This window comes from Pseudomonas sp. TAE6080 (genome assembly GCF_018732265.1).
In the GTDB taxonomy this organism is placed as follows: domain Bacteria; phylum Pseudomonadota; class Gammaproteobacteria; order Pseudomonadales; family Pseudomonadaceae; genus Aquipseudomonas; species Aquipseudomonas brenneri.
In genome coordinates, this window is record NZ_JAHIDY010000029.1 from 22,610 (window position 1) to 40,700 (window position 18,091).

The 18,091-nt window shown below is 61.1% G+C and carries 16 protein-coding genes; 4 read left to right on the forward strand and 12 right to left on the reverse strand.

Annotation, left to right across the window (positions count from 1 at the left end):
- Positions 1–71: 71 nt before the first annotated feature.
- From dctM to KL786_RS20515, 8 genes are all read right to left on the reverse strand, one after another.
- Positions 72–1,352: a C4-dicarboxylate TRAP transporter large permease protein DctM gene (dctM, locus tag KL786_RS20480; RefSeq protein ID WP_032860855.1), complete on the reverse strand. Its 1,281-nt coding sequence runs from the start codon at positions 1,350–1,352 to the stop codon at positions 72–74.
- On the reverse strand, positions 1,352–1,984 hold the full coding sequence (locus KL786_RS20485; protein ID WP_215518790.1) for a TRAP transporter small permease: 633 nt from the start codon (positions 1,982–1,984) through the stop codon (positions 1,352–1,354). Before KL786_RS20485 ends, dctM begins: the two co-directional genes overlap by 1 nt.
- Before the next feature lie 146 nt (positions 1,985–2,130).
- Positions 2,131–3,114, reverse strand: a complete 984-nt coding sequence (locus KL786_RS20490) for a TRAP transporter substrate-binding protein (protein WP_215518791.1) — start codon at positions 3,112–3,114, stop codon at positions 2,131–2,133.
- Positions 3,115–3,273: 159 nt separating this feature from the next.
- Positions 3,274–4,089: an HpcH/HpaI aldolase/citrate lyase family protein gene (locus tag KL786_RS20495; RefSeq protein ID WP_215518792.1), complete on the reverse strand. Its 816-nt coding sequence runs from the start codon at positions 4,087–4,089 to the stop codon at positions 3,274–3,276.
- A 39-nt stretch (positions 4,090–4,128) separates the two neighbouring features.
- Complete coding sequence (locus KL786_RS20500; RefSeq protein ID WP_215518793.1) at positions 4,129–5,325, reverse strand: CaiB/BaiF CoA transferase family protein; 1,197 nt, start codon at positions 5,323–5,325, stop codon at positions 4,129–4,131.
- A gap of 9 nt (positions 5,326–5,334) precedes the next feature.
- Positions 5,335–6,684, reverse strand: a complete 1,350-nt coding sequence (locus tag KL786_RS20505; protein WP_215518794.1) for an MmgE/PrpD family protein — start codon at positions 6,682–6,684, stop codon at positions 5,335–5,337.
- A gap of 10 nt (positions 6,685–6,694) precedes the next feature.
- Positions 6,695–7,858 (reverse strand): acyl-CoA dehydrogenase family protein, encoded by a 1,164-nt coding sequence (locus KL786_RS20510; protein WP_215518795.1) that lies wholly within the window; start codon positions 7,856–7,858, stop codon positions 6,695–6,697.
- Positions 7,859–7,886: 28 nt separating this feature from the next.
- Positions 7,887–8,705 carry an HTD2 family dehydratase gene (locus tag KL786_RS20515; protein ID WP_215518831.1) on the reverse strand — a complete coding sequence of 273 codons (819 nt, stop codon included), beginning with the start codon at positions 8,703–8,705 and terminating at the stop codon, positions 7,887–7,889.
- A 131-nt stretch (positions 8,706–8,836) separates the two neighbouring features.
- Between KL786_RS20515 and KL786_RS20520 the strand changes: the two genes are divergently transcribed.
- Both KL786_RS20520 and KL786_RS20525 read left to right on the forward strand, forming a co-directional pair.
- Positions 8,837–9,730, forward strand: a complete 894-nt coding sequence (locus tag KL786_RS20520; protein WP_215518796.1) for a LysR family transcriptional regulator — start codon at positions 8,837–8,839, stop codon at positions 9,728–9,730.
- 105 nt (positions 9,731–9,835) lie between these two features.
- The gene (locus KL786_RS20525; RefSeq protein WP_215518797.1) at positions 9,836–10,627 is read left to right on the forward strand and encodes a MipA/OmpV family protein; all 792 of its coding nucleotides are present in this window, start codon (positions 9,836–9,838) and stop codon (positions 10,625–10,627) included.
- A gap of 135 nt (positions 10,628–10,762) precedes the next feature.
- Here KL786_RS20525 and KL786_RS20530 read toward each other — a convergent pair whose 3' ends face one another.
- The 3 genes from KL786_RS20530 to KL786_RS20540 form a co-directional block, all read right to left on the reverse strand.
- On the reverse strand, positions 10,763–12,043 hold the full coding sequence (locus KL786_RS20530) for an ATP-binding protein (RefSeq protein WP_215518798.1): 1,281 nt from the start codon (positions 12,041–12,043) through the stop codon (positions 10,763–10,765).
- 4 nt (positions 12,044–12,047) lie between these two features.
- A complete protein-coding gene (locus tag KL786_RS20535; RefSeq protein WP_215518799.1) occupies positions 12,048–12,755 on the reverse strand; it encodes a response regulator in 708 nt (235 codons plus the stop codon).
- A 160-nt stretch (positions 12,756–12,915) separates the two neighbouring features.
- Positions 12,916–13,518 (reverse strand): MiaE family protein, encoded by a 603-nt coding sequence (locus KL786_RS20540; protein ID WP_215518800.1) that lies wholly within the window; start codon positions 13,516–13,518, stop codon positions 12,916–12,918.
- 157 nt (positions 13,519–13,675) lie between these two features.
- On the opposite strand from KL786_RS20540, the gene KL786_RS20545 reads away from it, so the two are divergent.
- On the forward strand, positions 13,676–14,539 hold the full coding sequence (locus tag KL786_RS20545) for a universal stress protein (RefSeq protein WP_215518801.1): 864 nt from the start codon (positions 13,676–13,678) through the stop codon (positions 14,537–14,539).
- Positions 14,540–14,568: 29 nt separating this feature from the next.
- On the opposite strand, the gene KL786_RS20550 is transcribed toward KL786_RS20545, so the two are convergent.
- Positions 14,569–15,039, reverse strand: coding sequence for a DUF1289 domain-containing protein (locus KL786_RS20550; RefSeq protein WP_029294834.1), 471 nt, complete (start codon positions 15,037–15,039; stop codon positions 14,569–14,571).
- A 394-nt stretch (positions 15,040–15,433) separates the two neighbouring features.
- On the opposite strand from KL786_RS20550, the gene acnB reads away from it, so the two are divergent.
- Positions 15,434–18,043: a bifunctional aconitate hydratase 2/2-methylisocitrate dehydratase gene (gene acnB, locus KL786_RS20555; protein WP_090290896.1), complete on the forward strand. Its 2,610-nt coding sequence runs from the start codon at positions 15,434–15,436 to the stop codon at positions 18,041–18,043.
- The last annotated feature ends 48 nt before the right edge of the window (positions 18,044–18,091 follow it).

Consider the following 18,091-nt stretch of genomic DNA (forward strand, 5'->3'; position numbering starts at 1 on the left):
TAGGTGGCAGGTGGCCAGTGAGCCCTTGATTGAAATCAAGTCTGGGAATGGTGCGGCGTTAGGGCGCGGGGCTACATCCCCAACCAACCCGGCAGCGCCAGTGAGATAAACGGCACGTATGTCACCAGGATCAGGAACGCCAACAGGATCATCAACCACGGCATCGCGGCGCGGATGGTCTGGCCCAGGGTCAGGCCGGTCACCGCCGAGGTCACGAACAGGTTCAACCCTACGGGTGGGTGCACCAGGCCGATCTCCATGTTCACCACCATCACAATCCCCAGGTGAATCGGGTCGATGCCCAGCTTCATCGCAATCGGGAAGAAGATCGGCGCCAGGATCAGCACAATCGCCGATGGCTCCATAAAACTGCCAGCGATCAATAGCACCACGTTGACCATCAGCAAAAAGCCAATCGGGGTCAGCCCTTCGGAAATGACCCAGGCCGTGATTTCCTGCGGGATCTGTTCGGTGGTCAGGACATGGGCAAACAGCATGGCGTTGGCGATGATGAACATCAGCATGATCGACAGGCGCCCAGACTCCAGCAGTACTTTGGGGCAGTCCTTGAGGCGCATGTCCTTGTACACGAACAACGCGACAAACGCCGAGTACACCGCCGCCACGGCTGCCGCTTCAGTGGGGGTGAACATCCCGCTGTAGATACCACCCAGGATGATCACCAACAGCAACAGGCCCCAGAACGCGCGGCGGGCACAGCCCAGCCACTGGCTGAACGTCGCCCGGGGTTGGGCCGGCAGCTTTTTGATCCGCGCCACGATGTAGATCGCGATCATCAGCATCAGGCCCAGCAGCAAGCCCGGGATCACCCCGGCCATGAACAGTTTGCCCACGGAAGTTTCCGTCGCCGCCGAGTACACCACCATCACGATCGAGGGCGGAATCAGGATCCCCAGGGTCCCGGCATTACAGATGATCCCGGCACCGAACTCCTTGGGGTAACCAGAGCGCACCATGCCGGCCACGGCAATCGACCCCACCGCTGCCACCGTCGCCGGCGATGAACCGGACAACGCGGCAAACAGCATGCAGGCCAGTACTGCCGCAATCGCCAGGCCACCGCGGATATGCCCGACACAGGCGTTGGCAAAATCGATCAGGCGTTGCGCCACGCCACCGGTGGTCATGAACGCCCCCGACAGCAGGAAGAACGGAATCGCCAGGAAGGTATAGGCGTCGCTGGTTTCGAACAGCTTGATCGCCAGGGAACTCAACGAATCCTGGCTGAACATCAGGATCGACATCGCGCCCGACAAGCCCAGGGAAATGGCGATGGGCACGCCGAGAAACATAAACACCAACAGCAGCAAAAACAGGCAGAGAACGGCCATCAGTCACGCTCCTCATGGCTGCCAGCCAATTTGCTGGCTTCACCGGCTTCATCGGCCAACCCCAACCCGACCTGGCGGTGGGTAAACAGGCGGTAGAAAATTTCCAGGTAGCGGATCAGCACCAAGGCGAAGCCAACCGGCACGATCAGCACGATATGCCCGACCTCCAGGCCAAAATGGTCGAGGTCTTCGGCACCGATCTCGGCCGTCATCACCGCACTCACCCACTTGTAGCTGGCAACCATGAACAGCCCGGCGTAAGCCAGGCAGCACAGGCAGGCCAGCATCCCCAGCAGGCGCTGGACCCGGCGTGGCGTCAGGCGTACCAGGGCATCCACGCCCAAGTGGCCGGCGGTGCGCACGCCATAGGAAATACCGAAGAAAATCAGCCAGCCAAACATCGCCTTGGTCAGCGCGACGCTCCAGGTCATGTCCTGGGCCCAGGTCATGGTGCCGTCGCCCAGGGCGTTGAAAAAGCCACTGCTCCAGGCCCACTTGTCAGCCAGGGCAAAAAACAGGGTGTAGATGTTGTTGAGCATGACGTAGACAAACGTCACCAAGGTCATGGCGGCCAGCAGGAAGGCGATAAAACCTTCCTCCAGATGCTCCCAGACGCGCCTTAGGGATTGCATGGCAAAACCTCGCTTACAGGGAAAGGGGTCGCAAAATGTGAGAGCGGGCTTGCCCGCGATGAGGGCATAAAAGGCATCTCTACTGGCTCAGCCGCCGCCATCGCGGGCAAGCCCGCTCCCACATTTGATCGGTGTCGCTCAGGCGATCACTGGTTGGCAGCGTCCGCGGCCTTGATCAGGTCAGCGCCAATCGGCCCCTCGAACTTCTGCCACACCGGGCGCATGGCTTCACGCCATAGCTGGCGTTGCTCAGGGGTCAGCTCGATGATTTCGCTGGTCTTGGCGTCGATGATTTTTTGCTTGGCCGACTGATTCAGCGCTTCGGCCTGCTTGTTCACCTCGACGGTGACTTCGACCATGACCTGCTCCAGGGCGGTGCGGATCTGCGGCGTCAGGCCATTCCAGAACTTGGCGTTGGTGATCACCATGTAGTCGATCAGGCCGTGGTTGGACTCGGTGAAGTACTTCTGCACCTCGTTGACCTTCTGGCTTTCGTAGTTCGACCAAGTGTTTTCGGTGCCGTTGACGGTGCCGGTCTGCAACCCCTGGTAGACCTCGGCAAAACTCATCTTGCGCGGGTTGGCGCGAATCGCCTTGAACTGTTCTTCCAGCACGCTGGAGGCCTGCACGCGAAACTTCAGGCCACGGGCATCCTTGGGTTCATGCAAGGCCTTGTTGGCCGACAGTTGCTTGAGCCCGTTGTGCCAATACGCCAGGCCGAGGATGTTCTTGTCCTGCATCGACGTCAGCAGTTGCTTGCCCTCGGCGGCCTGGAAACGGTCGACGGCGGCCAGGTCATTGAACAGGAATGGCAGGTCGTAGATCTGCACTTGCTTGGTGTATTGCTCGAACTTGGCCAGGGACGGCGCCAGCATCTGTACGTCGCCCAGCAGCAGCGCTTCCATTTCCTTGCCGTCGCCAAACAGTGACGAGTTGGGGTACACCTCGACCTTGACCTTGCCCGGCAAGCGTTCTTCGACAAGCTTCTTGAACAGCAGCGCGCCCTGGCCTTTTGGGGTGTTTTCGGCAACCACGTGGGCGAACTTGATGACGATCGGATCCGCCGCCTGGGCCAGGCCTGCGGCAAACAACGTGGCGGCGCACAACAGCGCCCGAGAAAGCTTGAGCATGGGAATCACCTTTTTATTGTTGTGGTGGTGTCAGGCAAGGTGCCTGATGTCACGCGTGTAGTGAATTTCAAATATTTGAACCCTGCGTTCGGCCAAGCCGAACGCCAACCCTAGGCACAATGCAGCTCCAGCGCCTACATTCAGATCAGGTTGGGTCAGTCAGAGCTGGGCTGCCAGCAGCCTTTGCGCCCGCAACAACACCGGCGCATCCACCATCTGCCCATCGATCTGATAGGCCCCTGCCCCATGGACACCGGCATCCACCACCCGCTGGGCCCAGGCCAGGTCCGCCGCACTCGGCGCCAGGGCTGCATGGATCACCGGCACCTGTTTGGGGTGGATACACAGCGCCCCGGTAAAACCCATTTCATAGGCATGTCGGATCGAGTGGCGCAGGCCCTCGGGGTCGTCGATGGCCGGGTGTACGCCGTCCAGCGGAGCCTCCAGGCCGGCAGCGCGGGAGTGCACGATCAGCGCCAGGCGTGCCTGATCAAGGGCAAAATTGGCCGCCGCCGAGTGGCTGCTCAGGTTCAGGTCCAGCGCCAGGTCCAGTCCCCCAAACGACAGGCGCTGCACCTGTGGCGCATGGGCAATTTCGGCAATAGCCAGAAGGCCCTTGGCACTTTCGATAATCGGCCAGATCAGCTTGCCAGCGGCGGCCACTACTGCCACCTGCGCCGCACTTTCCACCTTCGGTAGCAGCACGCCTGCGACGTTTGCATGGGTTTTGCAGAACGCCACGTCCTCAAAGTGTTCATCATGCTCCGGTGCGTTGATCCGTACCCACACCCGGGCGTCAGGATGGGCTTGCAAGAATGCGCCAAGGTTGTCCCGCGCCTGGCGCTTGAGCGGCTCTTGCACCGCGTCTTCAAAATCCACAATCACTGCATCAGCGCCACTGGCCAGGGCCTTGGCAAAACGCTCAGGGCGGCTGCCCGGCACGAACAGCGCGGAGCGCACAATAGAATGCTTCATAACTGACCTTCCTGTTTTCACCCCTCCTGTAGGAGCCGGTTAGATGATGCCGCGAGTATTCAGGGATTCGATGGCCTCACGGGTGTAACCCAAGCGCTGGAGAATCCCTTGGTTGTGTTGCCCCAGCGCAGGCACAGCGTCCATGCGCGGGGTAAATGCGCTATTGCGTCCCGGCGGCAGCAGCGACGGCAAGGGCCCGGCCGGGCTGTCGACTTCACGCCAGCTGTCACGGGCCTTGAGTTGCGGGTGATCCCACACGCCTTGCATATCGTTGACCCGCGCACTGGCGATCTGCGCATCTTCCAGGCGCTGGATCACAGCGTGCGCGTCGAGTTGGGCAAAACTTGTGACAATGATCTGGCGCAGCACTTCGCGATTGGCCGACCGCTTGAAGTTGGCCGAGAAGCGCTCATCCGTCGCAAGCTCAGGCGTGAGCAGCACCTTGTCGCAAAACGCTGCCCATTCGCGCTCGTTCTGCAAACCGAGCATCACGGTGCCGCCGTCGCCCGTGGGAAACGGCCCATATGGGTAGATCGTCGAATGCGCAGCACCGGCACGCGGTGGCTGGGGAGCGCCCTCGAAGGCGTAGTACATCGGATACCCCATCCACTCCACCAGGCTTTCCAGCATGCTCACGTCGATGCGGCTGCCCTTGCCGGTCTTGCCGCGCAGCAGCAGGGCCGAGAGGATGCCGCTGTAGGCATACATGCCGGCGGAGATATCGGCGATGGAACAACCGGCCTTGGCCATCTGGTCTTCACCGGGGCCACCGGTCACCGAAAGAAAGCCGCCCTCACTCTGGATCAGCAGGTCATAGGCCTTCTTTTTCTCGTAGGGCCCGCCTTCGCCATAACCGGAAATATCGCAGACAATCAGCCGTGGAAAACGCACCTGCAGCGCCTCGAACGACAGCCCCATACGCGCCGCAGCTCCGGGCGCGAGGTTCTGCACCAGTACGTCGGCATCGGCCAGCAACGTGTCGAGGATTGCACCGGCCTCATCCTGCTTGAGGTCCAGGGTCAGGCTTTCCTTGGAGCGGTTGGTCCACACAAAATGCGAGGCCAGGCCGCGCACACGCTCGTCATAGCCACGGGCGAAATCACCGCTGCCCGGGCGTTCGATCTTGATCACGCGCGCGCCTAGGTCGGCCAGTTGACGGGTACAGAATGGCGCCGCTATCGCGTGCTCCAGGCTGACCACGGTAATGCCGTCCAGCGGCCGTTGATTAGCAGTCATGACAATTCCTCAAAGCCAATGGGCCATGGACACGGCATTGCGCAGGTTCCAGGTTTTTTCGATCAAGGCGCTGGCCTGGGCCGGCGTGCGGGCACCGCTGAACTGGCAGAGGCGCTGGAACTTGTCCGCCAACTGCCCACGGCTCAGGGTGTTGCCCGGGTCACCCTTGGGCTCGTCAATCGCGCCGTGCAATGTGCGGCCATCGACACAGGTCACGGTGACGCGGCCCAGCCAGCGTTGCGGATAGGCGTCGTCGACTTCGTGGTCGAGGGTCATGCAGACCTTGTCACGAAACGCAGCGACGGCGTGATCGCTCAGGGCCAACTGGTGAAACTCGGTGAGCCCGGCCTTGCCATGCACGGCTATCAGGCCGAGCACGGTGCCCATGGAGAATTTGGCCTGGTGTACGCTGGCCGGCACCGTCACGCGGCCGAGTACATCGATGGCGCCCTGATGCACACGCGTCTCGACCTTGGCGATATCCGCAGCGGCCAGTCCTTCGCGCTGCATCAAGTCCAGCAACGCATCGGCGGCCGGGTGGGTATGGCGGCACGAGGCGTGGAACTTGAACGAAGTTTCCAGCAGCGCCCAGCGGCTACCGAGGCCAGCCGACAATTTGCTCGGCTGCGCGTCGGTGGACATGCCCGCTGCCAAACCCTGGTCGCCTTCAAGGATATTGCGCGCACCGCTCAGGCCATCCGCCGTCAGGTACGCGGCAAGCAAGCCATCCGCAGCGGCCTTGGCCGTGTGCAATTGCTTGGAGTCGGCAGCATCGCGCAGGAACTCCCAGAGCCCGGCAGCCTGGGTGCCGGCGCTGCCGAGCAGATTGATAAACTGCTCCTCGTTGAACGCCAGCAACTTACCGACCGCCACCGCCGCCGCCAGGGTGCCGACCGTGGCCGTAGTGTGGAAGATGCGGTAGTGGGAACGGCCCATGAATTCGCCGATACGAATCCCGGCCTCATAACCGGCCACCGAGGCCAGCAGCAACTCGCGACCGGATTTGCCGAGGTCTTGCGCAGCGGCCAGGGCAGCGGGGAACACCACAGTCGCCGGGTGCAACACCGAGCTGTTGTGCAAGTCATCCTGCTCCACCAGGTGCGATGAGGCTGCGTTCACCAGCGCTGCGAAATACGCACTGCTGCTGCCTGCGTTGACGATCACTTGCGCAGGTCCTGTGGCCGGGCCCATCTTTTGCGCATAGCGTTCAAATAATGGAATCGGGTGCGCGCCTTGGCTGGCCAGCGCCGAGGCCAGCCAATCCAGGTAAAGATCTTCGGTACGTGCCAGCACCGCCTCGGGCAATTGCGGGTAATTCAACTCGGCAAGGAACCGACACAAGGCTTGGGTATGGCTCATGTGCAGGCCCTCAAAAGCTGCGCGGCAGTTCGAGCAAATGCTCGGCCACGTAAGACAGGATCAGGTTGGTGGAGATCGGCGCCACCTGGTACAGGCGCGTCTCGCGGAATTTGCGCTCCACGTCGTACTCGCAGGCAAAACCAAAACCACCATGGGTTTGCAGGCAGGCATTGGCCGCTTCCCAGGACGCCTTGGCCGCCAGGTACTTGGCCATGTTGGCGCTGGCCCCGGCATTCACGCCGCTGTCGTATTCCTCGCAGGCACGCCAGCGCATCAGGTCCGCCGCTTCGATCTCGATATGGGCTTGGGCTATCGGGAACTGTACGCCCTGGTTCTGCCCGATAGGCCGGCCAAACACCACGCGATCCCGGGCATAGGCACTGGCCTTTTCGATAAACCAGCGGCCGTCGCCGATGCACTCGGCGGCGATCAGCGTGCGCTCGGCATTCAAGCCGTCGAGGATGTATTTGAAGCCCTTGCCCTCCTCGCCGATCAAACTGTCCAGGGGCAATTCCAGGTTGTCGAAGAACAACTCGTTGGTCTCGTGGTTGACCATATTGGCGATGGGCTGCACGGTCAGGCCGTTGCCGATGGCTTCGCGCAGGTCCACCAGGAAGATCGACATGCCTTCGGACTTTTTCTTCACCTCGGCCAGCGGCGTGGTGCGCGCCAGCAGAATCATCAGGTCGGAATGCTGCACCCGCGAGATCCACACCTTCTGCCCATTGATCACGTATTTGTCGCCACGCTTGATTGCGGTGGTCTTGATCTTGGTGGTGTCGGTGCCGGTGGTGGGCTCGGTGACAGCCATGGACTGCAGGCGCAATTCGCCACTGGCCAGCCTGGGCAGGTAGAAGCGCTTTTGCGCCTCGCTGCCGTGACGCAGCAGGGTGAACATGTTGTACATCTGGCCGTGGACAGTGCCGGAGTTGCCGCCGCAGCGGTTGACTTCCTCAAGGATCACCGAGGCTTCGGCCAGGCCCAGGCCGGAGCCACCGTATTCCTCGGGAATCATCGCCGACAGCCAGCCAGCATCGGTCAGGGCCTTGACGAAGGCTTCGGGAAAGCCCTTTTCTTCATCGACTTTGCGCCAGTAAGCGGCGTCGAATTCAGCGCACAAGGCCCGCACGCCTTCGCGGATGGCGTTGAGTTCTTCGTTGTCATTGGGGTTCATAAACGGCTCTCCGCCTGTTGTTCTTGGATTATTCGAAATGCACTTCAGCTTGCTGCGCCAGGCCGTCGGCGTTACCGGCCCATAGCTGGGCAACACCGGCCGCCGTCACCCGCCCGCCCACTTCAAACGGCTGCGGCGCAATCAACGGGCGCACGCCGCGATAGGCGAACCGGCGCAAAGTCGCTTCGGGATGCGCTCGGCAAAAGGCACGCAGGCTCAAGGTGGCAATCAGCGGCCCATGCACCACCAGTCCCGAATAGCCTTCGGTGCCGGTCACGTAGGGGTAGTCGTAGTGAATGCGGTGGCCGTTGAAGGTCACGGCGCTGTAGCGAAACAGCAGGGTCGGCGTGGGCTCGATCACCTCAAGCCACTCGCCCCGGACCAGGGCATCACCGCTGCCCGACTTGGGCGGCGTGGGCTCGCGGTAGACGATGTCCTGCTCTTCGCGGATCGCCAGGCGGCCGTCCTGGGAATAATCGTGGCGCACGGTGACGAACAGCAACGAGCCACTGCGACCGGTCTTTTCCTCGACCTGGGTGATGGTCGACACGCGGGTTGCCGCCTCCCCGGCACGCAGGGCATGCAAAAATTCGATACGCCCGCCGGCCCACATGCGGTTGCGGTTATCGGCCGGCGGCAGGAACCCGCCCCGGGCCGGATGGCCATCGGCACCCAGGGCGGTTTCCGGCAACGGGTCCTGGAAGAAACACCACTGCCATAGCGGTGGTAAATCCGCTCCGTCGTCCGGCACCGCCTCGCCGAAGGTGGCGGCAATACGCTTGAGTAGGTTACAGCTCAAATGGTCGCGGGTGGTTTCGCTTCGGCCGATCCAATCAGTGGCGCTCATCGGGTGCAGGTCCTCGGGCAGTGGGTGTCTGCCACGGATCATGCAAGCGCCTGGCCGTTCTGAGAATTTGCATTTCAATAAACCAGCGTTCGGTTATGCTGAACGCCGCCGTCCTTACCCGGGAGCCTTGCATGCACTTCGACCTGGCCGACCTGCGCCTGTTTATCCATATCGCCGAATCCCCCAGCCTGACCCAGGGCGCCAAACGCGCGTTTCTCTCGCCGGCGGCGGCCAGTGCCCGGATCAAGGCCCTGGAGGGCCAACTGGATACGCGCCTGCTGTACCGTGACAGTCGCGGCGTGGAAATCACCCCGGCCGGCGAGCGACTGCTGCATCACGCACGACTGATCATGCGCCAGGTCGATTACCTGAAAAGCGAATTCACCCAATATGGCGCCGACTCCGCCGGGCATATCCGCATCTTCGCCAACACCACGGCGGTCACCGAGTTTCTCCCGGAAATCCTCGCTGGCTTCCTCTCCCAGCGCCCGGGTGTCACGGTCGACCTGCAAGAGCGCCTGTCCCGCGACATCGTGCGCGGCGTGCTCGACGGCACCAGTGACATGGGTATCATCGCCGGCCCCGTGCAGGCACCGGGCTTGCAGGTATTGCATTTCAGCACCGACCACCTGGTGCTGACGGTGCCGGTGGGCCATCCCTTGGCCAACCAGCCGGCGGTCACCCTGGAGCAAACCCTGGCCTATCAACATATCGGCCTGCACGAAGGCAGCACCTTGCTCAGTTTCTTGCGTGAACACGTCGAGCGCCTGGGCAAGCAGCTGTCACTGCGTATCCAGATGTCGAGCTTCGAGGCCATCTGCCGGATGGTCGAAGCCGGGGTCGGCATCGGCATCATCCCCGAGTCCGCTGCCGTACGGCACAGCCGGACCATGCAACTGGTGACCGTCAAGCTCGATGAAAGCTGGGCGGTGCGCGAGCGCAGCATTCTGGTACGCGAACTGGATGCCCTGCCGGGGGCGATCAAGGCGCTGATTGCCACTTTGCGCTCAGAGCCAACAGGCTGAAACCCGCGCTTAACAGTCTTTGACAGTTTCCCGACAAAGCTGTCAAAGACCGTTGGACACCCACTGCCTAGCATTTGAGCCTTCGATAGAACGATGAAGGCCATCATGCGTACAAAAACGATCTACCTGTCTGCCACGTCACTGTGGCTGGTTACCTGGGCCCAACTGTCCACCGCGGCAGACTGGGAGTACAGCCTTCAGGCCGGCGTAGCCAGCATGCCGCGCTATAGCGGCAGCGATGAGCGGACGACCTTGCCAGTGCTGGGCGGGCAAATCGTCAGTCCGTGGGGGATTTTCCTCGACACCAATACGGGGCTGGGTTGGGGCTATGAGGATGACAACGCCAGCTTCAGCGCCTACGTCGGGGCCAGTGCGTCGCGCAAGGACAAGAAGAAAAGCGGCCACCTCGGCTCCGATCGACTCAAGGGCATGGGCGATATCAAGTCGCGGCCGCAGATCGGCGTCAGCGCCAGCTACACCTTGGGCTCGGCGATCCTGGGCGCGACCCTGGAACATGCCTTGGAGGAAGACGACAAGAAAGACAGCGGCAAGGCGTTCACCTCGTTAGAGCTGAGCATCGGCACCAACCTGTATGACGGTGACTACGGCACCGTGGACGCCAGCCTCAACAGCCGTTTTGGCGATAGCAACTATGTGCAGACCTGGTATGGCGTGACCCCAGGCCAGGCCCAGCGCAGCCGCTTTCGCGCGTATGACGCCAAGGGCGGGATGGTCAGCCGCGGCTTGAATGTGAGCTGGACCCTGCCCATCAGCGACCAGACCACCTTTTCCACCCAGCTGGATATGCAGTATTTGTCCGGTGATGCGGGTAAAAGCCCGATTGTCGAGCGCAGGATGCAGACGTCGGTGATGGGTGTGCTGAACTACACCTTCTGATGCAATAGGCTTGTGTGGGAGCGGGCTTGCTCGCGAAAGCGGTGAATCAGTAACAGATGTACTGACTGATCCACCGCTTTCGTGAGCAAGTCGAATCGTCGCACCGCCGCTCCCACATTTTTGATCGATGCAGGATCAGTCGGCATAAGCCCAGGTCATGCGGAACGACGCCCCACCCCAATGCGAATCCAGGACCTGTACCTGCCCGCCGTGCCACTGGCTCACCCTCTGCACCAATGCCAACCCCAGGCCGAAGCCACCGGTGCGACGGTCACGGCTGGCGTCCAGGCGCATAAAGGGCTGGAAGATTTTCTCCCGGCCGTCCTCGGGAACGCCGGGGCCGTCGTCGCAGACACGGACCTCATACCCATCGCCAAACCTGACCAGCGACACCTCCACCCGATGCTCGGCGTAACGAATGGCGTTGCGCAGCAGGTTGATCACCGCGCGCGCCATAAATCGCGGCTCGATCTGGATGAAATCAACTTCACAGGTGCGCAGTGACAACTGCACGCCTTCGGCCTCCGCTTCCAGGGCCACGCTGCCGATCACACTGTCGAGCCAGCTGTGGGCTTCGATATTCTCCCGGGTGACCTGCGTTGCACCACGCTCCAGGCTGGCGTAGGTCAACAGTTCGGAAACCATTTCCTCCAGCTCGCCAAGGTCGGCGTACATGTCGCCAATCAGCGCGCGACTCTGGCGCGGATCCGCTTCCTGCTTGAGCTGATCGAGCTCGAACGACAGGCGCGCAATCGGTGTGCGCAACTCATGGGACACCGCATTGGTCAGTTCGCGCTGGTTGGCGATCAGGTGCTCGATGCGCTCGGCCATCTGGTTGAAGTGCCCGGCCAACTCACGCACGGTGGAGCGGCGCGGCAACAGGATGCGCGAGCCCAGGTCATTGTCACCAAAACGTTGGGCCGCCAGGCGGATGTGCTCCAGGTCACGCCAGTGCGGGCGCACCCAGAAATACAGGACGATGGCCAGGCACAAGCCCAATAAGCTGTAGGCCCATAGGTACAGCCAGCGCGGTTCCACCGGCAGCTTGACCTCAAGCAACTGCACGCCGCCGTCGATTTCAGTAATGAATTCCATGAAATCGCCGCGCACCACCAACTTGCCGTCTGCCAGTAATTGTTGTTCGCGGGGGTCGAGCCCGGCGGCGTCGCGGTCAATAAACCCCAGGCGCAAGCCATAGTGCTTTTGCAGCTCGGCCAGGCGCACCACGCGGGCCTCGCCAGCCGGCAACGGGCGCAACTGCTCCACCAGGCCGTAGGCCGGACCGCGCATGGCTTCACGGTTGTAGGTTTCGTTGGCTTCGGGCAGCAATTCGTCGAAGGTGTAGTTCACCAGCCAGATCGCCCCGGCCAACCCCAGGGCCAGGATGATGTAAAGACGCAGGAACAGGCGCAGCATCTGGCTAGACCTCCCAGGCAAACGGATTGAACAGGTAGCCCTTGCCCCAGATGGTCTTGATGCACACGGGCTCGCGGGGGTTGTCGTTGAGTTTGCTGCGCAGCTTGCTGATATACACATCGACACTGCGGTTGAGCCCATCGAAGGCGATCCCGCGCATGCGGTTGAGAATATCGTCACGCGAGAGGATCTTCCCCGCGCTGCTGGCCAGCAACCACAACAACTCGAACTCCATGGTAGTCAGGTCGATCTTCTCGTCACCCAGGCTCACCCCCCGGCAGCTGCGATCAATCGCCAACTGGCCGAACGCCAGCGAACCACGCACGGTCGGCTCGGGCGCCTGGCGCCGTTGCAGGGCCCGCAGGCGCGCCAGCAGCACCGCAGGCTTGATGGGCTTGATGACATAGTCATCGGCGCCGGACTCCAGGCCGAGGATGTGGTCCAGGTCGTCTTCCTTGGCGGTGAGGATCACGATGGGGGTGTCGGACACATTACGAATTTCGCGACACACATGCAGGCCGCTCTGGCCTGGCAGCATCAGGTCAAGGACGACGATCTTGGGCTTGAATGCGAGAAAGGCCGCCAAGGCCTGATCCCCGCGATACACGGTCGACACCTCAAACCCGTGCTGGGACAGGAAGTGCGCAATCAGCCCTGCGAGCTTCTGATCATCCTCAACGAGCAATACCCTGCCAAGACCCAAGTTTTCCATAAGCTTCCACTGTACGAGCACTGATTGAAGTGCGCGCATTATAGGGGCCAACACCGGTCGACACGCGCACCCAACCCCTTTGCCGGGGGGCTTTGGCGCAAACTTCATGTTTTTAAGAGTTTTTAACAAATAGCCCGCAGTCTTTTACGGGGGGTTAGCCTCAGGCTGGCACGCCGCTGTGGAAACGGAACTCGACGTCCGGCGACTCGATCAACTCCTGCTCGGCGGCACGCACCCGTTCGATCACCTGGGCAACGTCCTTGGCCTCACCATACTGATAGGCCAGCTTCAGGTAACCCTGGAAGTGCCGTGCCTCGCTTTTCAGCAGGCCAAAGTAGAACTTGCCGAGTTCTTCGTCCAAATGTGGCACCAGCGCTTCGAAACGCTCGCAACTACGGGCTTCGATAAAGGCGCCCACCACCAGGGTATCCACCAGCTTGACCGGTTCGTGGCTGCGTACCACCTTGCGCAAGCCCGAGGCATACCGGCTGGCATGCAACTGACGCAGCTCGATCTTGCGCTTTTTCATCAGGCGCATGACCTGCTCGTGGTGCACCAGTTCTTCGCGGGCCAGGCGCGACATCATGTTGATCAGGTCGACATGGGAGTGGTACTTGGCAATCAGGCTCAAGGCGGTGCTGGCGGCCTTGAACTCGCAGTTCTTGTGGTCGATCAGCATCGTTTCCTGGTCGGCCAGTGCCGCCTGGACCCAGGCGTCGGGGGTGCGGCAACCGAGGAAGTCGTGGATTTCGGGCAGGTTCATCGGGCTCACGGGCAAAGGATCACAAAAGGCCGCCGATTATACCGACCCCGCCGCAGACCACCAGTCACGGGCCTTGATGTGCATCAACATGACGTACGGCGGGCAACAACTATAGTTGTTCCAAGCCTTGCCCTTCCCACCCCTGGAGATCCCGCTCATGAACGAAATTGGCAAAATCCTGGTGATCATCGAGCCCGAACATTCGGAAAGCCTGGCCCTCAAGCGCGCCAAGCTGATTGCCGGGGTGACCGACGCCCGCCTGCATTTGCTGGTGTGCGACAGAAAACATGAGCATTCGGCATTGCTGAGCTTGCTCAAGGAACAATTGGTGGCCGACGGCTACAGCGTCAGCACCGAACAGGCCTGGAGCAACAACCGGCACGAAACCATCATCGACGTGCAGCAGGCTGAAGGTTGCGCATTGGTGATCAAGCAGCATTACCCCGACAGCCCGTTGAAAAAGGCCCTGCTGACGCCGGATGACTGGAAGCTCTTGCGCTTGTGCCCAGCGGCAGTGCTGTTGGTCAAGACCGCGACCCCATGGACCGACGGTGTGATCCTGGCGGCCATCGACGTGGGCAACCTCGATAACGAGCATAAAGCCCTGCACGCCGCCATTGTCGATCATGGCTTTAGCATTGCCAGCCTGGCCAAGGGTCAGTTGCATGTGATCAGCGCCCATCCGTCGCCCATGTTGTCGGCCGCGGATCCGGTGTTCCAGCTCAAGGAAACCATCGAAGCCCGCTATCGCGAGCAGTGCAAGGCGTTCCAGGCCAAATTCGACATTGATGACAGCCGCCTGCATATCGAAGAAGGCCCGGCCGATGTGCTGATTCCCCACGCTGCCCATAAATTGCGCGCGGCGGTCACGATCATTGGCACCGTGGCGCGCACCGGGATTTCCGGGGCGTTGATTGGCAATACGGCGGAAGTGGTGCTGGATGCGCTGGAGAGTGATGTGCTGGTGCTCAAGCCCCAGAGCATCATCGATCACCTGGAGGAACTGGCCAGCCAGGAATAACAAAGATCAAAAATGTGGGAGCGGTGTCTTCAGCCAGAAAGTGCATCCTTGAGGAACCCAGGCGCGATGTAACGCTGGTAATGCGCCTCGGACAGGATAAAAAACTCCCGATCAATGGCATCGCGCAGTTCCGGCAGGTTCCAGTCGCGAAACTCCGGCATCAGCACCATCCCATAGGCTTCCAGGTTGTTGATCACCCGCGCGCCCCGGGCGATCAACTGGTAGGCCCAGCAGTATTCGGACTGGTGCGGCACAAAGCGGATTTTGCGCTGCTCCAGCTGCCAACGCAGCTGTTTGGGATCGAAAACCTCCAGTTTGCCCGCCATGACCTGCACCAGCAGTTGCTCAAGCCGCAGCCATACGGCACGTTTTTCTTCCTCGCCATAGCCGTTCCACTGGATCACCTCGTGGTGGAAACGCTTGCAGCCGCGGCACACGAGATCGCCGTAGACCGTGGAGCACAGGCCGATGCAGGGGGTCTTGATGGTTTGGTTGGACATGGGTGGCAACGCACGAATCAGAAACAGTGGCCCATGTTAGCCCTTTGTCTAAGGTTCATCACCCTGCAAACTTGCTGCGGCAACTTACCTTTAGAATTTTTTTGCCGTAGAATCATCCGGCCTTGTAAGGCGCCAAATAATCCGTTGGAAGCTGTTTTCAAAGCGTCACGAGCACAGTCGTTCCTTCAGAACGGTGTTGGCGCTGGTTATTTACCCTTTTAAATAACCAGCGCCAACCCTCATCAGCTCCGTTCTGCAGGCGTAAAACTTTGAAAGCAGCTTCTGTGAGAAATGCCGGCAGCGCTGGCTCTACGGCCCAAAAAGCCCCCGAGCGCATGCGTGCCGTGCATGTCTGGATGAGCGTCCCGTGGGACCACTGATGAGGGTAATAACTGTGCTTGAAGCCTACCGCAAACATATCGAAGAGCGTGCAGCCCTGGGTATCGTTCCCCAGCCGCTAAACGCCGAACAAACCGCAGGCCTGGTTGAGCTGCTGAAAAATCCCCCGGCTGGCGAAGAAGAGTTCCTCGTTGACCTGATCACCAACCGCATTCCACCAGGCGTTGACGAAGCTGCCTACGTCAAGGCCGGTTTCCTGTCTGCCCTGGCCAAGGGCGAAGTCTCTTCTCCCCTGATCGACAAAAAGCGCGCTGTTGAACTGCTCGGCACCATGCAAGGCGGCTACAACATCGTGACCCTGGTCGAGCTGTTGGACGACGCCGAACTGGCCGCCGTTGCAGCTGCCCAGCTCAAGCACACCCTGCTGATGTTCGATGCTTTCCACGACGTCGCGGAAAAAGCCAAGAACGGCAACCAGCACGCCAAGGAAGTGATCCAGTCCTGGGCCGACGGCGAGTGGTTCAAGAACCGCCCGACCCTGGCCGACAAGATCAGCCTGCGCGTGTTCAAGGTCACCGGCGAAACCAACACCGATGACCTGTCCCCTGCTCCCGATGCCTGGTCCCGCCCTGACATCCCGCTGCACGCCTTGGCCATGCTGAAAATGGCTCGTGAAGGCATCGTGCCGGACGAGCAAGGCAAGACCGGCCCGATGAAGCAGATCGAAGAAATGCGCGGCCAGGGCTTCCCGATCGCCTACGTCGGTGACGTGGTCGGTACCGGTTCGTCCCGTAAGTCGGCGACCAACTCGGTACTGTGGTTCTTCGGCGACGACGTTCCTTACGTGCCGAACAAGCGCGCTGGCGGCTTCTGCTTCGGCAGCAAGATCGCTCCAATCTTCTACAACACCATGGAAGATGCTGGCGCACTGCCAATCGAATTCGACGTCACCAACATGCACATGGGCGACGTGATCGACCTGTACCCGCATGCTGGCAAAGTCTGCAAGCACGGCACCGATGAAGTCCTGACCACCTTCGAAATGAAGACCCCGGTCCTGTTGGACGAAGTCCGTGCCGGCGGCCGTATCCCGCTGATCATCGGCCGTGGCCTGACCGAGAAGGCGCGCACCGAACTGGGCCTGGGCCCTACCGACCTGTTCAAGCTGCCTGAAGCACCTGTCGACACTGGCAAGGGTTTCACCCTGGCGCAAAAAATGGTCGGCAAGGCCTGCGGCCTGCCAGAAGGCAAAGGCGTTCGCCCAGGTACTTACTGCGAACCGAAGATGACCACCGTCGGCTCCCAGGACACCACAGGTCCCATGACCCGTGACGAACTCAAAGACCTGGCGTGCCTGGGCTTCTCGACCGATCTGGTGATGCAGTCCTTCTGCCACACCGCGGCCTATCCAAAGCCGATCGACGTGACCACCCACCACACCCTGCCTGACTTCATCATGACCCGTGGCGGTGTATCGCTGCGTCCAGGCGACGGCATCATCCACAGCTGGCTGAACCGCATGCTGCTGCCGGACACCGTGGGTACCGGTGGTGACTCCCACACCCGTTTCCCGATGGGCATCTCGTTCCCGGCCGGTTCTGGCCTGGTCGCGTTCGCCGCAGCCACTGGCGTGATGCCACTGGACATGCCGGAATCGATCCTGGTGCGCTTCAAAGGCAAAATGAAACCTGGCATCACCCTGCGTGACCTGGTTCATGCCATTCCTTACTACGCGATCCAGTCCGGCCTGCTGACCGTTGAGAAGAAAGGCAAGAAAAACGCCTTCTCCGGCCGCATCCTGGAAATCGAAGGCCTGAACGACCTGACGCTGGAACAGGCTTTCGAACTGTCCGACGCCTCGGCCGAACGTTCGGCTGCCGGTTGCACCATCAAGCTGTCGAAAGACTCCGTGACCGAGTACCTGAACTCCAACATCACCCTGCTGCGCTGGATGATCGGTGAAGGCTACGGCGATGCGCGTACCCTGGAACGTCGTGCCCAAGCGATGGAAGCCTGGGTTGCCAACCCAGAACTGATGGAAGCCGATGCCGACGCCGAATACGCCGAAGTCATCGAGATCGACCTGGCACACATCAACGAGCCAATCCTCTGCGCACCAAACGACCCGGACGATGCCCGTCTGCTGTCCAGCGTGGCTGGCGAGAAGATCGACGAAGTGTTCATCGGTTCGTGCATGACCAACATCGGTCACTTCCGCGCTGCCGGCAAGTTGCTGGAACAGGTCAAGGGTCAGTTGCCAACCCGTCTGTGGCTGTCGCCGCCGACCAAGATGGACGCTCACCAACTGACCGAAGAAGGCTACTACGGCATCTACGGCAAGGCTGGCGCGCGCATGGAAATGCCGGGCTGCTCGCTGTGCATGGGTAACCAGGCACGTGTTGAGCCGAATTCGACCGTAGTGTCGACGTCGACCCGTAACTTCCCGAACCGTCTGGGTGATGGCGCCAACGTCTACCTGGCCTCGGCTGAGCTGGCGGCAGTCGCCTCCACACTGGGTCGCCTGCCGACCGTCGAAGAGTACATGGGCTACGCGGCCAAACTGGACACCATGGCCAGTGACGTCTACCGCTACCTGAACTTCGACCAGATCGCAGAGTTCCGCAAAATCGCTGCAAGCGCCAACATTCCGGTGGTTCAAGCCTAAGGTCTGCTGATGTAAAAACGCCGCGTATCGCAAGGTACGCGGCGTTTT